The organism is Sphingobium sp. FW306-1B-F04DB (genome assembly GCF_058781925.1).
In genome coordinates, this window is record NZ_JBYSXE010000001.1 from 265,288 (window position 1) to 279,577 (window position 14,290).

Sequence of the window (14,290 nt, forward strand, 5' to 3'; positions counted from 1 at the left end):
CGACGCGCCCCATGGCGGTCGGGGGACCGCTCTTATTGCGGCTTGGCCTGTGCCTCGAGCTCGGCCTTGGTGATGCCGATCGTCAGACCTTTTTCACCTTGGGCAAGCGCCGACACGGGCACGCGCACCTTGGCCGAACCCGTGGAGATCACCGCCATATTGTCGGCAACCGATTCCACAGTACCGACGGGCGCGCCCGTGCTGTCGACTACGGTCGCACCAACGCCGACCGCAGCCGCTTTTTCGCTGTCCGGCGCGGCCTGATCCTGTGCGATGGCCGGCACGGCCCCGCCGATCAGCAACATACCGGCAAGCGCACCGGCAAAGACTGAATTCCTACGCATATTGACTCTCCTTCGCTAACTCGACGGGACAACCCGGGGCGAACGAAAAAGGATGCGTCGATTCGGGTGAAACGACGCATTCGCAGGACGTTGCGCCCCCGTCGAATTGCGCTCAGTGCTTGCGGGTCAGTTCGCGCATCGCGTCGTCGAGCCCGTCGAGCGTCAACGGATACATGCGGTCATTCATCAGTTCGCGCATGACCTTGGTCGATTGCGAATAGCTCCAATGCTGCTCCGGCGTCGGATTCAGCCAGACCGCGGCGGGATAGACATGCGTCATCCGCTGCATCCAGGTGGCGCCGGCTTCCTCGTTGAAATGCTCGACCGATCCGCCCGGGTGTGTGATCTCATAGGGGCTCATCGCCGCGTCGCCGACAAAGACCAGCTTGTAGTCATGGCCATATTTGTGGAGCACGTCCCAAGTCGGGGTGCGCTCGGTGAAACGGCGGCGGTTGTCCTTCCACACGCCTTCATAGATGCAATTGTGGAAGTAGAAGAATTCGAGGTTCTTGAACTCGCTGGTCGCGGCCGAAAACAGTTCCTCGCAGAGCTTTATGTGCGGGTCCATCGAGCCGCCGACGTCGAGAAAGAGCAGGAGCTTGACCGCATTGTGGCGTTCGGGCCGCATATGGATGTCGAGCCAGCCCTGGCGCGCGGTGCCGTCGATCGTCGCGTCGATGTCGAGTTCGTCGGCAGCACCCTCGCGCGCGAAACGGCGCAGGCGTCTGAGCGCGATCTTGATATTGCGTGTGCCGAGTTCCTTGGTGCTGTCGAGATTCCTGAACTCGCGCTTGTCCCAGACCTTGACCGCGCGGCCGTGGCGGCCTTCATTCTGCCCTATCCGGACGCCTTCGGGATTGTAGCCATAGGCGCCGAAGGGCGAGGTGCCGCCGGTGCCGATCCACTTGTTGCCGCCCTGATGGCGCTCTTTTTGTTCTTCGAGCCGCTTCTTGAGCGTCTCCATGATTTCTTCCCACGAGCCGAGCTTTTCGATCTCAGCCATCTGCTCGGGTGTGAGGTAAAGCTCGGCGACCTTGCGCAGCCAATCCTCGGGTATCTCGGCGGCGCCGGTGTCAAAACTCGTCTCGATGCCCTTGAAGACCTTGGCGAAAACCTGGTCAAAACGGTCAAGCAGCCCCTCGTCCTTCACGAAGGTGGCGCGCGCCAGATAGTAGAATTCCTCGGGTCTGCGCTCGATGACCTCGCGGTCGAGTGCCTCGAGCAGCGTCAGATGCTCCTTGATCGAGGCCGGAATGCCCGCGTGGCGGAGCTCGTCGAGAAGGTTGAAGAACATGCCGCCGAGCCTAGCAGCTTGGGCGCCGCCGGCAATCCCGTGCGTGGTTAACCGCGCTTCAACCAATTGCGCCTATCAGCGATCGCGGGTCGAAAAGGGGGATGCTCATGGCAACGCAAGCACTTGCGGCGGGGTTGGGCGATAGCGGCGCGATCGATGATGTCGCGCGCAATTGTGGTCAGGTTGCGGTCGGTTGCAGCGATGCGGCGGGCTATGTCGAAGGCGTTGCGGTGCGCATCAAGCGCCAGCTCGAAATGCTGTCGGCGCTCGAAGAGGTCACCGCCGCGCTCGAGGCCGATCAGCGCCGCGTCGCGGACTCGACCGACGAGGCGCGGCTGCTCTCCGAACAGGCCCATGACAAGTTGGAGCGCGGCGCGCAGCTTATCGGCAGCGCGATTGCCGAATTCGGCGGGCTTACCGACCTGGTGACGCGGCTCGGCGCGCACATGACCAGTTTCGCGGCAGCGATGGAGCAGGTTCAGCGTGTCTCCGCGGGCATCGATGTGATCGCGCGCAAAACCAACATGCTCGCACTCAACGCGACGATAGAGGCCGAACGCGCGGGCGACGCGGGGCGCACCTTCGCGGTGGTCGCGGACGAGGTGAAGAAGCTGGCGCAGGAAACGCGCGCCGCCACCGACGAGATCACCACGACGATGGCGTCGCTGACGCACGAGGCGGGCACCGTCATTTCCGAGATCAACCAGGGCGTCGAAAAGAGCCGCACCGCACAGCGCGGTTTCGCGACGATCAACCAGACCGTGCGCGACGTTACCGAAATCGTCGAGCAGGTCGACCAGCAGAGCGAGGGGATCGCGCGCTCGACCGCGCTGATCCACGACAGCGTCGCGCGCGTACAGGAAGGGCTGACGCTGTTTTCGACTGATGCGCGCGAGAATGGCGGGCAACTCGTCAACGCGCAGGAACGCCTTGCACGGCTCGAGCTGCTGTCCAACGAAATGCTCGACCAGCTCGCGCACAGCGGCATCCGCATCGCCGACAGCCATTTCATCGACCTGTCGATCGACGGGATGAAGGAAGTCCGCTCGATCGTCGAGAACGCGCTCAACGAGCATCTGGTGTCGCCGCTCGACGTGTTCGACACAGACTATGTGCCGGTTCCGGGCTCCGATCCCGAGCAGTGGGACAACCGCTTCAACGCCTTTGCCGACGCGCACATCCAGCCCGTGCTCGACCGGATCGCCAGGCTCGACGAACAGCGCATCCTTGGCCTCGCGATCACCGACCTGAACGGTTACCTGCCGACGCACATGTCGTGGAAATCGCAGCCGCAGCGCCCCGGGGATCCCGGATGGAACGCGCTCAACTGCCGCAACAAGCGTGTGTTCTTCGACGATTCGACCCGGCGCGCCGTCGCATTTCAGGGCGATTTCATCCTCAACACCTATTGTCAGGATCTCGGGCAGGGGCGTTTCCGCGCGGTCAAGAGCGTGTTCGTACCGCTGAGCTTCAACGGGCGCCGCTGGGGCAATTTCGAGATGGCGTTCGTCGACTGACCTGATCGGGACATTGGCCGGGGGCTTGCACCCTGTCGTCGTCGCGGTTAATAGTTAACCTATCGGTTAGCTATTTGGAGTCGATGCCATGCTCACCTGCTACACTTTTGGTGCCGTTCCCGATTTCGCGAAGGGGCTGGTTCGCGACCTGCGCGTGCGCTGGGCGATGGAGGAAGCCGGGCTGCCCTATCGGGTACGCTTCGTCGGCGAAGACATCGAGCGCGACGACTATCGCCGCACGCACCAGCCTTTCGGGCAGGTTCCGGCGATCGAGGATGACGGTTTCGCGCTCTTCGAGTCAGGCGCGATCGTGCTCTACATCGCCGAAAAGTCGCAAAAACTGGCGCCGCCGACTCCCGAAGTTCGTGCCCAGGTACAGCAATGGGCCTTTGTCGCGCTCAACTCGATCGAGCCCTATCTGGGCGAACTGATCGATATCGACCTGTTCCACGCCGACGAGGACTGGGCAAAGCAACGTCGCCCGGCCGCGCTGGAGCGGACAGCGGCGCGCCTCGATCTGCTCGCGGCAAAGCTCGATGGACGCGACTATGTGACGGGCGCCGAATTCTCGGTGGCCGACATATTGCTGGCGACCGCGCTCAAGGAACTCCGCCACACCGACCTGGTTACGCAGCGCCCGGTGCTCGATGCCTATCTGGAGCGCTGTTTCGCCCGGCCCGCCTATCGCAAGGCACTGGCCGATCACATGGCCGTGTTTGAGCGCGAGACCGTGCCCGCCTGACCGCCGTCAGCGGCCGCCCTGCTGGCGTTTCGCCATGAAGGCGAGGCGTTCGAACAGCATCACATCCTGCTCGTTCTTGAGCAGCGCGCCGTGGAGCGGCGGGATCGCCTTGGTCGGATCGCGCGACTGCAGCACGTCGAGCGGCATGTCTTCGGCGAGCAACAGCTTGAGCCAGTCGAGCAGTTCACTCGTCGACGGCTTTTTCTTGAGCCCGGGGACGTCGCGGACCTCGTAGAAGATGTCCATCGCCTTATGGACCAGGATCTTCTGGATTCCCGGGAAGTGCACATCGACGATCGCCTGCATCGTGTCGCGCTCGGGGAACTTGATATAGTGGAAGAAACAGCGGCGCAAAAACGCGTCGGGCAGTTCCTTCTCGTTGTTCGAGGTGATGATGACGATCGGGCGCTCAGCCGCCTTCACCGTCTCCTTGGTCTCGTAAACATGGAATTCCATGCGATCGAGCTCCTGGAGGAGGTCGTTGGGGAATTCGATGTCGGCCTTGTCGATCTCGTCGATCAGCAGCACGGGCAGGGTAGGGGAGGTGAAAGCCTCCCACAGCTTGCCCTTGCGGATATAGTTGGCGATGTCGTGGACACGCTCGTCACCGAGCTGGCCGTCGCGAAGCCGCGCGACCGCGTCATATTCGTACAGGCCCTGCTGCGCCTTGGTGGTCGACTTGATGTTCCATTCGATCAGCGGCGCGCCGATCGAATCGGCAACTTCCTGCGCCAGCACGGTCTTGCCCGTGCCGGGCTCGCCCTTGACGAGGAGCGGGCGGCGGAGCGTGACCGCTGCGTTGACCGCAACCTTCAGGTCGTCGGTTGCGACGTAGCTGTCGGTTCCGCTGAAACGCATGCGCTGATCCTCTTCGCTTCCACCTTACGTTAAGGTAAGCGATAGGGTGGCGACGCGGCGGACGCAAGGCCCGATTCCGCGGAAGTTCGATGATGCGGGGCGATCAGTAGTCGGCGCGCGCCGCGTTGCGCGCCTCGAGCACGTCCCAGAGCCCGCGGTGCTGCGCGAGGATCTGCTGTGCGCCGAAGCCGAGCGCGCGTTCGACGCTGGGCGTCTCAGCGACGGTCATCGCAACGGTGCGCGTCTCGCGCTCGTCGGGAAGACGCGCGGGTTGGACGGGGATACCAAGACGTTCTGCGGCGGTATCGAGCACGCGGCGGATCGCCTTCCAGTCCACGATCAGCGCAATCGCGGCGCCCAGCGCACAGCCGACACGATCGGATTGTGCGAGCATTTCGAGCGCGTGACGTTGCCCCATCACCGCCGCCTCGCACTCGGCCTGGCCAGGCGTGCTTGGGATAGGCCCGGCGGCCACGGTGAGGCGCGTCAGATAGCCGCGCTCACGCGCAAAACCGTCCGCCGCCTCGATCAGCCAGCCGCGCGACGCGGCGTGAACGGTCTTGGTCGCGGCGAGATCAATCACACCGGGATGCCGGCCGTGGAGCACGCACAGATAGTGCACGGCGTCGGCCAGGTTGCGCGTGGCGTGCCGCCCCGACAGTAGATCGACCGAATGCGCATAGCCCTGCGCGCCCGAGCCGTCCGCTTCGACCAGCGCCGCGAGCATGTCGGAAACGCCCCCGGTACGTGCGGTCTGAATAGCCTGTATCGCCATTCCCTATTCCTCAAAGCCTGTGGATCGCGCACCGAAGCGCGCAATCATTCAATCTCGCGGCCGTTGTACGACGGGGGCGTAAAGACGCGGTTTATTTCGCGTTAGGGCGCTAGTTAGAAATTGCGGCAGCCACCGCCGGGCGCGCATCGTGTCGGATCAGAAACTGAAGCCGAGCGTCGCGGTCACGGTACGGCGAAGCCCGAGGAAACAGTCGCCGCGGCCGAGACAGGTGGTGTAATATTTCTTGTCGAACAGGTTGGTGGCGTTGATCGCCAAATTCCAGGGCCGGCGATCGAGCGCCAGGAGCGCGTCGGCCAGCACATAATCGGGGCTGGAGACGAGGAAACCTCCCGCGGCATTCCGCGAAATGCTCTCGTCGACGTAGCGCGCCCCGGCGCCAAGCTGGACTCCGAGCACGTCGTTCACGGGCAGATACGTCATCCCCCAGATCGAGGCGAGGTGACGCGGCACGCTTTCCACCTGCAGATTGCCGTTGGAACGATCCCTGGCACGCGCATAGCTGTAGCTCGCGATGATATCGAATTTGTCGGCGATCGTTTTCGACGCCTCGAACTCGTAGCCGTGGGTGCGGACCTCGCCCGCCTGGATCGCGCCAAAGGGGTTGAACGGATCGGTCCGCAGCCTGTTGCGATCCTTCATCTCATAGGTCGCGACCGTGACCAGCGTGGCCGTGTCGGGTTGCCATTTCAACCCGACCTCGAACTGCTTGCCCCGTTGCGGCAGATAGGCGCCGCCCGCCGCGTCTCGCGCGTTGATCGGCAGGAACGATTCGGAATAGCCCAGATAGGGCATCAGGCCATACCCCAGATCCACCATCAAGCCGGCGCGCGCCGTGGTTGCGTTATGGATCACCGTCTTGCCGCCCGTCGCCCGATCCTCGACGCGATCGCGGCGGAGGCCGAACTGGATGATCGCGGTATCGAAGGCACGCGTCTGCGTCTGTAGATACAACCCGAATTGCGTCTGCACCTGTTGTTGCGCGTCCGCCACGAAATCGAATTGCAGGACGTTCCCATAGACGGGGTCATAGGCATCGATCGGCGTCGTCGAGGGCGCGAGCGAGAGCATCGGCATGCCGTTGGCATCAAAGGCGCCGGCGCCGGAATAGCCTCCCGCGCTGCGCAGCCTCGTGCTGTTGCGGAGATAATCGGCACCCGCGAGCAGCTTGTGCGTGAAATCCCCGGTGGTGAAATCGAACTGGAACTGGCTGTCGCTGCTCAGGGCCTTTGATCGCGAAACCTCGCCAAAGGCGCGACGGTTGAGAATACGCGCATCGCCGCGCGCCGCATATTCAGGAAACCAGACGTTCAGATAGAGATCGGATGCATCGACATAGGGATTTGCGGGATCAGAATAGACATCGGCGTAGTGGAGCGTCTGGTTCGTGTTGAACCATTCGTAACGCAGCTTCTGACGGAACTCGACGACGTGCGAGAACTGGTGCGAGAAATCGGCGGCGACCCATTGCGTGTCGACATCGATGCGGTCGGTCGACGGCTCGCCGAGCTGCGTGCTCCACGGCAATTTCCCATTGGGCGCGTCGTAGAGCGTGCCGATGAGCGGCAGGAACTGCCCGGCCCAGCCGCTGTCGTCGTCCTGGGCCAGCCCGAGCAAGGTGAGGCTGGTATCCTCGCCGATCTGCCAGCTCAGCGATGCGTTGAGCATCCACCGGCGCTCACTCACGAAATCGGTCTGGGAATCACCCTCGCGCCATAATCCGATCACGCGGCCAGCGAGCTGATCCCCTGCGATCGGGCCGGTCAGGTCAAGGCCGAATTCGCGTGTGTCGAAACTGCCATAGGATGCGAAAAGCTCACCCTGCGTTTCGAATTCCGGGCGCTTGGTGACCAGATTGAGCAGCCCGCCCGTCGATCCCTGCCCATAAAGCATCTGCGACGGTCCGCGCAGGACCTCGATGCGCGAGAGCGTGAAGATTTCCGGGCGCGGGCTGAAGGGATAGCCGAAGGGGCGACGCAGCCCGTCCTGATAGATTGGCGCCTCGATGCCGCGAATGAAGCCGTAATCCCCGCGCGTGTCGATTCCATAGGCTTCGGTGCGGATGCCCGACGCGTAGCGCAGTGCATCCTGCAGATTGAGCGCGCCCATCGCCTCGAAACGGTCGACGGTGATGACGCTCGTCGATTGTGCGGTTTCGACGATCGGCAGGTCGTCTTCGCCTTCGGCAACGGCCTCGGCAGCGATTGGATCATCCTCCGCCGCCATGTCCTGCGCGTGCGCGGTCGCCGCGAGCAATGCGGTCGAGGCCAGCAACAGGGCCATCGGCATGCGGCATTTCGACATGGTCGTGACTGTCCCCCAGACGCCTTGGCACGCGGGCGCTGGGCGGTTTCCGGAATGGAAGATGAATGTGTGATGTATGCCCGCGCTAGAGCGAGTTGTTCCGCGCATCAAGGGAGAACGGTGGCGGGCGCGCACGAAAAGGGCGGCGCTGCACTGGCAGTCGCCGCCCCGATATCATCGTCTGCGCGCGCTTACTGGTCGAGGAAGCTGCGCATCTTGCGGCTGCGTGAGGGATGCTTGAGCTTCCTCAGCGCCTTGGCCTCGATCTGGCGGATACGCTCGCGCGTCACGCTGAACTGCTGGCCAACTTCCTCGAGCGTATGGTCGGTGTTCATGCCGATGCCGAAGCGCATGCGCAGCACGCGCTCCTCGCGCGGGGTCAGGCTGGCGAGCACGCGGGTGACGGTTTCCTTGAGGTTCGCCTGGATCGCGGCATCCACGGGGATGATCGCGTTCTTGTCCTCGATGAAATCGCCGAGGTGCGAATCTTCCTCGTCGCCGATCGGCGTTTCGAGGCTGATCGGCTCCTTGGCGATCTTCATCACCTTGCGCACCTTTTCGAGCGGCATCGACAGCCGTTCGGCCATTTCCTCGGGCGTGGGCTCGCGGCCCTGCTCGTGGAGGAACTGCCGGCTGGTGCGGACCAGCTTGTTGATCGTCTCGATCATATGGACCGGGATGCGGATGGTGCGCGCCTGATCCGCGATCGAGCGCGTGATCGCCTGACGGATCCACCAGGTCGCATAGGTGCTGAACTTGTAGCCGCGGCGATATTCGAACTTATCCACCGCCTTCATCAGGCCGATATTGCCTTCCTGAATCAGGTCAAGGAACTGCAGTCCGCGGTTGGTGTATTTCTTGGCGATCGAGATCACGAGGCGGAGATTGGCCTCGACCATCTCCTTCTTCGCGATACGTGCCTCACGCTCGCCCTTTTGCACCATGTTGACGATGCGGCGGAACTCGTTGAGCGACATGCCGGTCGCCTGCGCGATCTCGCCGATCTCGCTGCGGATGCGGTCGACGGCATCGACCTCGTTGTCCGCAAACGCCGCCCATTTCTTGTCGATCTTCGCAACCCGGTCCATCCAGCCGTCTTCGAGCTCGTGATCGACATATTCGTCGAGGAAGGCCTTGCGCGGCACCTTGTGGCGCTCGGCGAGACGCAGCATCTGGCCGCCAAGCGCGGTCAGGCGGCGGTTGAACGAATAGAGCTGGTCGACAAGATACTCGATCTTGGCGCCGTGGAACTGCACGCTCTCGACCTCGGCGGTCAGATCCTCGCGCAGCTTCTGATACTTGGCTTCCTCGTTCGCCGAGAATTCGTTGCCGACCGCGAGCACCTCCAGGCGCGCCGCCTGAATCTTGGAGAATTTCTTGTAGAGCGAGGTGATGTTCGCGAACTTCTCGAGCGCCGCGGGTTTCAGCGTCTCTTCCATCTGCGCGAGGCTGAGCGTGTTGTCTTCTTCCTCGTCATCCGAGGGGCGCTTGGCGCGCCGCTCGGTCATCGAATCCTCGTCATCGCCGTCGGCGGATTCTTCCTCGACGTCCTCTTCCTCTTTGTAGGAGGGGCCCGCGGTCTTCTCGGAAATCTCGCCGTCGCCTTCCTCATCCTCGTCGGTGAGGCTTTCGGGCGCGGGATCCTTGGAAAGCATTGCGTCGAGATCGAGGATCTCGCGCAGCTGCATCGTGCCCTCATTGAGCGCAGTGGACCAGTCGATGATCGCATTGAAGGTGATCGGGCTTTCGCACAGGCCGAGGATCATCGTGTCGCGGCCAGCCTCAATGCGCTTGGCGATCGCGATCTCGCCTTCGCGCGAGAGCAGTTCAACCGCGCCCATCTCGCGCAGATACATGCGCACGGGATCGTCTGTGCGATCGACCGTCTCGCGCTTCTTCTCGGCGACATTGCCCGAACTGCCGTCACCCGAATCAACCGATTCGACCTCGTCGTCCTGGTCAGGCTGTTCCTCGCCGTCCTCGCCAGCATCCTCGTTCTCGACGATGTTGACGCCCATTTCGTTGAGCGCGGCCATGATGTCTTCGAGTTGATCCGAAGACATCTGATCCTGCGGCAACGCCTCGTTGAGCTGGTCATAGGTGATGTAGCCGCGCTTGCGGGCGCGGGCGATCAGCTTTTTGAGCGAAGCCTCGTTGAGGTCGATAAGCGGTGCATCCCCACCCTCGGTCGCCTCATTGGTCTCCGCCGCGTTCGTCTTTGCCATGTATTCGCCTTGTCCCAAGTCACCCACCGGCATCATCGTCGCCCTGCGTCAGCGCCGCGAGCCTTGCTTCTGCCTCATCGCGCGCCGCGCGCAAGCGGCGCAACTCTTCAAAAACATCGTCATCCGTCTCGCGTTCCAGCCGTGCCGTCGCGGCCGCCAATGCGGCGTCGAGCTCGGGGCGGATTGCCAATGCCTCTATAGTCAAAGCCAGATCACGCCGTATTATATCCGGATCGGCATTGCTTCGCTTCGCGGAAAAGGCAAGCCTGTTTGTCGTGCGCAGCCGTTTGGCAAGCGCCTCCAGGCCCGCCGCGGCCAATATGGGGTCGAGCAGCGCCCGATCAAGATGCGGGATCGTAAGCCCGGCATCGATCAGTATCGCGCGCAATTGCTCTAGCGCGGGATCGCCGAGTTGCAGCGCGGAAATCGCCTCCGCGTGCGGCGCGATCACGCTTGGGTGATCGAGCAGACCCGCGAAAACGAGCCGTGCCATGGCAGGATCGGTGCCCTCCCGGCTAACCGTGCGCGCAATGCCGGAAACGGGCCGTTCGGGCGGCTGCCAACGCCCGCCCGGGCGGGGGCGAAAGGCTTGTTGCGGCCGGAAATCGCGGCGCTGGTTGTAGAGCGCATCGAAACGCTCGCGGAACTCGGCGAAATATTGCTCGCGGACATCGCCGTCACCAATTGCCTTGGCATGCGCGTTGAGCCGTCGACGCAAGCCCGCGCGCGCCTCGGGGCTATCGAGCGGCTCGGCCTCATGCTCGTGCCGCCACAGCCGGTCGGCGAGACCTTCGGGGCTGGCGAGCAGCGCCTCGAAGGCTTGGCGTCCGCCGGACTTCACCAGATCGTCGGGGTCCTGCCCCGCGGGCAGCGTCAGGAATTTGAGCGAACGTCCCGGCTCGAGATGCGGCAGCGCGCGTTCGGCTGCGCGAATCGAAGCCTTCTGCCCCGCATTGTCCCCGTCGAAGCAGAGGATGGGCGTCTCGGTCATCCGCCACAGCCGCTCGATCTGCATCTCGGTGAGCGCGGTGCCTAGCGGCGCGACGGCTTCTTCAATCCCCGCCTGCGCAAGCGCAATGACGTCCATATACCCTTCGACGACGATGACGCGCCCCGCCTTGCGTACTGCGGGCGCAGCACGGTCGAGATTGTAGAGCGTGCGCCCCTTGTCGAAGAGCGGCGTGTCGGGCGAATTGAGATATTTGGGCTCGCCCGCGCCGAGTATCCGCCCGCCAAACGCGATCACGCGCCCACGCTGGTCGCGGATCGGGATCATCAGACGGCCGCGGAAACGGTCATAGGGCTCGCGTTCGCCTTCGGGCGCGATCAGCAATCCCGCCTCGATCAGCGTCTCGACGCCAAAATCCTTGAGTGCGATCTTCAGCTTGCCGCGCGAGTCGGGGGCAAAGCCGAAGCCGAACGCCTTGCGCGTCTTCTCCGAGACGCCGCGCTTCTTGAGATAGGCACGCGCCTCGGCCCCTTCCATGCCCGTGAGCTGCTCCTCGAACCATAGCTGCGCGCGCTCCATCGCGGCGTGGAGTCCGGTCGCGCGCTCGGCGCGCTCCTGCGCATGCGGATCGGGGGCAGGGACGTCCATGCCCGCCGTCTGCGCCAGCTCCTTCACCGCATCCATGAAGGGCAGCCCGCGCTGGTCGGTCAGCCAGCGGATCGCATCGCCATGCGCCGAGCAGCCGAAGCAGTGATAAAAGCCTTTCTCGTCGTTGATGTAGAAGCTGGGCGTCTTCTCATTGTGGAACGGGCAGCACGCCTTGAACTCGCGCCCCGCGCGCTGGAGCTTTACGGTCTTGCCGATCAGCGCGGACAGCAGCGTCCGCGCGCGGAGTTCGTCGAGGAATTGAGGGGTGAGGCTCATCCTCTCCCGATCACGCCAGCGCCGCCTTCACCAGCCCGCTGACCTTGCTCATGTCGAGCTGCGGGCCATGGCGCTCCTTGAGCACCGCCATCACGCGTCCCATGTCCTTGACCGACGCGGCGCCCGTCTCCGCCTTGATTGCCTCGATCGCGGCACGGGTTTCGTCCTCGCTCATCTGCGCTGGGAGGAAGCGTTCGATCACCGTCAACTCGACCTTCTCGGCCTCGGCCAGCTCGGCGCGACCGCCCTTTTCATAGAGTTCGATCGATTCGCGGCGCTGCTTGACCATCTTCTGCAGGACCTCGACCACCAGCGCGTCGTCGTCATCGGGCGCCTTGCCGGTACGCGCTTCGATATCACGGTTCTTGAGCGCGGCCTGGATCAGGCGCACGGCGGCGGTAGTTTCCTTGTCGCCGGCCTTCATGGCGGCGATCTGCGCGGCTTTGATCTCGTCGCGAATCATGGGGTGCTTTCGGCTGAACTTTCGGAAAGGAACAGCTTAGCGGCCCCACGCGGATTTTAATAGATTGACCCGGCCGGGCGTGGCACCTAGTGACGCGGCCGTTTAACCGACAGCCCAGGAGCACATTGTCATGGCCGACGCCAAATCCCTACGCGCGCCCGATGGAGCGACGGGGGTCTTGGTTTTGGCTGACGGTGCGGTGTTGTGGGGCAGGGGATTCGGCGCCAGCGGCGAAGCGGTCGGCGAGGTCTGCTTCAACACCGCGATGACGGGCTATCAGGAAGTGATGACCGATCCGTCCTATGCGGGGCAGATCATCAACTTCACCTTTCCCCACATCGGCAATGTCGGCACCAACCGCGACGATGTCGAGGCGACCAACCCGCATGCGCTCGGCCTGATCGTCCGCGAGGACGTGACCGCCCCCAGCAACTTCCGCAACATCCAGCATTTCGACGAGTGGCTGAAGGCCAATGGCCGGATCGGCCTCGCCGGGATCGATACGCGCGCGCTCACCCGCCGCATCCGCTACAAGGGCGCCCCCAGCGGCGTGATCGCGCACAATGCCTGGGGCGAATTCGATATCGACGCGCTGCTGAAAAAGGCGCGCGAATGGCCGGGGCTCGAGGGTATGGACCTCGCGAAGGAGGTCTCGACGCTCCAGAGCTATCAATGGCACGACGGCCTCTGGACGCTGAAGGACGGCTATCGCCTCAACGAGGCGACCGACGACCGCCCGCATGTCGTCGCGATCGATTACGGGCTCAAGCGCAATATCCTGCGCAACCTCGTTGCCGCGGGCGCGCGCGTGACCGTCGTGAAGGCGACCGCGACCGCCGAGGAGGTGCTTGCGCTCAACCCCGACGGCATCTTCCTCTCCAACGGCCCCGGCGACCCCGCCGCCACTGGCGAATATGCGGTGCCCGTGATCCGTGAGTTGCTGGAAGTCGGCAAGCCGATCTTCGGCATCTGCCTCGGCCACCAGCTCCTCGCGATCGCGGTCGGCGGCAAGACGATCAAGATGCATCAGGGCCATCGCGGCGCGAACCATCCGGTCAAGCGCCTCGACGACGGCGCGGTCGAGATCACCAGCATGAACCACGGCTTCGCGGTCGAGGTGGACAGCCTGCCGGCCAATGCGCGCGAGACGCATGTCTCGCTGTTCGACGGCTCCAACTGCGGCTTCGAACTTACCGACAAGCCGGTGTTCTCGGTGCAGTACCACCCCGAGGCGAGCCCGGGTCCGCAGGACAGCCACTATCTGTTCGAGAAGTTCGTGAAGAGGCTACGCTAGCTGCATATGTCAGAGCAGGGATCGCTTAGCGAGTGGGAGGTGGATATCCTCAAGACGCTAGACTCTATCGATAAGCAGCACGTTCGTTTGTCACATGAGTTTCCGTCGATTCTCGACGATGGATGGACCACTAGTTCGCACGTCAGGCATATTCTGAAGAGCAAAAGCTTGCCAACGCGGCAGACGCTTAGGAGGCTTACTGATTGGGGTTTTGTTGAGCTTAATCAGCAAGGTAGAATTCAGTTCTTCCGACTGAGTCCCAAAGGCATTCGCGCGCTGAATTCAGATATTCTTGAGCCAGTGAATAGGATTAATAGCGCAAATTGGACAGGTGTTGTTAGCCCTGTTCAAATTGAACAGGTTTTGAATATAGTCAGTGAAATTGAAGATATATGCGAAAATATCACGGACAATGAAGTTAGGTCGCAAATAATTGGACTTGTTCGGGCGTTGGAAATCTTGATCGACCTTCCAAATCCTCCGCGGCAGGGCCTCATCGCATTGGTTCGAGATCCTGCATTCGCAAATATAGTTCAGGTAGCAACGTGTCTAGCTGCGATAGTGGCAGCAATTCGAGGATAAA

The 14,290-nt window shown here is 63.0% G+C and carries 12 protein-coding genes; 4 read left to right on the forward strand and 8 right to left on the reverse strand.

From position 1 onward, the window contains the following. Window positions 1-32 precede the first annotated feature (32 nt). Window positions 33-344: a hypothetical protein gene (locus AC3WJD_RS01245; RefSeq protein WP_492743768.1), complete on the reverse strand. Its 312-nt coding sequence runs from the start codon at window positions 342-344 to the stop codon at window positions 33-35. A 112-nt stretch (window positions 345-456) separates the two neighbouring features. Continuing rightward, the gene (locus tag AC3WJD_RS01250; RefSeq protein ID WP_492743769.1) at window positions 457-1,638 is read right to left on the reverse strand and encodes a vWA domain-containing protein; all 1,182 of its coding nucleotides are present in this window, start codon (window positions 1,636-1,638) and stop codon (window positions 457-459) included. Window positions 1,639-1,745: 107 nt separating this feature from the next. Between AC3WJD_RS01250 and AC3WJD_RS01255 the strand changes: the two genes are divergently transcribed. Both AC3WJD_RS01255 and AC3WJD_RS01260 read left to right on the forward strand, forming a co-directional pair. Further along, entirely contained in the window at window positions 1,746-3,155 is a 1,410-nt protein-coding gene (locus tag AC3WJD_RS01255; RefSeq protein WP_492743771.1) for a methyl-accepting chemotaxis protein, read from the forward strand. Window positions 3,156-3,243: 88 nt separating this feature from the next. After that, the gene (locus tag AC3WJD_RS01260) at window positions 3,244-3,897 is read left to right on the forward strand and encodes a glutathione S-transferase family protein (RefSeq protein ID WP_492743773.1); all 654 of its coding nucleotides are present in this window, start codon (window positions 3,244-3,246) and stop codon (window positions 3,895-3,897) included. Window positions 3,898-3,903: 6 nt separating this feature from the next. Here the strand turns inward: AC3WJD_RS01260 and AC3WJD_RS01265 are convergent, their stop codons facing one another. From AC3WJD_RS01265 to AC3WJD_RS01290, 6 genes are all read right to left on the reverse strand, one after another. After that, window positions 3,904-4,755 carry an AAA family ATPase gene (locus AC3WJD_RS01265; protein ID WP_492743775.1) on the reverse strand — a complete coding sequence of 284 codons (852 nt, stop codon included), beginning with the start codon at window positions 4,753-4,755 and terminating at the stop codon, window positions 3,904-3,906. 103 nt (window positions 4,756-4,858) lie between these two features. Further along, the gene (locus tag AC3WJD_RS01270) at window positions 4,859-5,530 is read right to left on the reverse strand and encodes a DUF6975 family protein (RefSeq protein WP_492743777.1); all 672 of its coding nucleotides are present in this window, start codon (window positions 5,528-5,530) and stop codon (window positions 4,859-4,861) included. 156 nt (window positions 5,531-5,686) lie between these two features. Further along, window positions 5,687-7,831: a TonB-dependent siderophore receptor gene (locus AC3WJD_RS01275; protein ID WP_492743779.1), complete on the reverse strand. Its 2,145-nt coding sequence runs from the start codon at window positions 7,829-7,831 to the stop codon at window positions 5,687-5,689. Window positions 7,832-8,043: 212 nt separating this feature from the next. Next, window positions 8,044-10,077, reverse strand: coding sequence for an RNA polymerase sigma factor RpoD (gene rpoD, locus AC3WJD_RS01280; RefSeq protein ID WP_492743781.1), 2,034 nt, complete (start codon window positions 10,075-10,077; stop codon window positions 8,044-8,046). A gap of 19 nt (window positions 10,078-10,096) precedes the next feature. Then, entirely contained in the window at window positions 10,097-11,950 is a 1,854-nt protein-coding gene (gene dnaG, locus AC3WJD_RS01285) for a DNA primase (RefSeq protein WP_492743783.1), read from the reverse strand. Between the two features lie 10 nt (window positions 11,951-11,960). After that, on the reverse strand, window positions 11,961-12,413 hold the full coding sequence (locus tag AC3WJD_RS01290) for a GatB/YqeY domain-containing protein (RefSeq protein ID WP_492743785.1): 453 nt from the start codon (window positions 12,411-12,413) through the stop codon (window positions 11,961-11,963). 130 nt (window positions 12,414-12,543) lie between these two features. Here AC3WJD_RS01290 and carA point away from each other — a divergent pair, with 130 nt between their 5' ends. Beyond that, on the forward strand, window positions 12,544-13,707 hold the full coding sequence (carA, locus tag AC3WJD_RS01295) for a glutamine-hydrolyzing carbamoyl-phosphate synthase small subunit (protein WP_492743787.1): 1,164 nt from the start codon (window positions 12,544-12,546) through the stop codon (window positions 13,705-13,707). A gap of 39 nt (window positions 13,708-13,746) precedes the next feature. Further along, window positions 13,747-14,289 carry a hypothetical protein gene (locus tag AC3WJD_RS01300; RefSeq protein WP_492743789.1) on the forward strand — a complete coding sequence of 181 codons (543 nt, stop codon included), beginning with the start codon at window positions 13,747-13,749 and terminating at the stop codon, window positions 14,287-14,289. The last annotated feature ends 1 nt before the right edge of the window (window position 14,290 follow it).

What these genes read in the sequence shown, in the direction of transcription:
- AC3WJD_RS01275 (WP_492743779.1), bottom strand. Translation starts at nt 7,831, where the DNA reads ATGGCCCTGTTGCTGGCCTCGACCGCATTGCTCGCGGCGACCGCGCAC.
- dnaG (WP_492743783.1), bottom strand. Translation starts at nt 11,950, where the DNA reads ATGAGCCTCACCCCTCAATTCCTCGACGAACTCCGCGCGCGGACGCTG.
- AC3WJD_RS01270 (WP_492743777.1), bottom strand. Translation starts at nt 5,530, where the DNA reads ATGGCGATACAGGCTATTCAGACCGCACGTACCGGGGGCGTTTCCGAC.
- rpoD (WP_492743781.1), bottom strand. Translation starts at nt 10,077, where the DNA reads ATGGCAAAGACGAACGCGGCGGAGACCAATGAGGCGACCGAGGGTGGG.
- AC3WJD_RS01265 (WP_492743775.1), bottom strand. Translation starts at nt 4,755, where the DNA reads ATGCGTTTCAGCGGAACCGACAGCTACGTCGCAACCGACGACCTGAAG.
- AC3WJD_RS01250 (WP_492743769.1), bottom strand. Translation starts at nt 1,638, where the DNA reads ATGTTCTTCAACCTTCTCGACGAGCTCCGCCACGCGGGCATTCCGGCC.
- carA (WP_492743787.1), top strand. Translation starts at nt 12,544, where the DNA reads ATGGCCGACGCCAAATCCCTACGCGCGCCCGATGGAGCGACGGGGGTC.
- AC3WJD_RS01255 (WP_492743771.1), top strand. Translation starts at nt 1,746, where the DNA reads ATGGCAACGCAAGCACTTGCGGCGGGGTTGGGCGATAGCGGCGCGATC.
- AC3WJD_RS01245 (WP_492743768.1), bottom strand. Translation starts at nt 344, where the DNA reads ATGCGTAGGAATTCAGTCTTTGCCGGTGCGCTTGCCGGTATGTTGCTG.
- AC3WJD_RS01260 (WP_492743773.1), top strand. Translation starts at nt 3,244, where the DNA reads ATGCTCACCTGCTACACTTTTGGTGCCGTTCCCGATTTCGCGAAGGGG.
- AC3WJD_RS01290 (WP_492743785.1), bottom strand. Translation starts at nt 12,413, where the DNA reads ATGATTCGCGACGAGATCAAAGCCGCGCAGATCGCCGCCATGAAGGCC.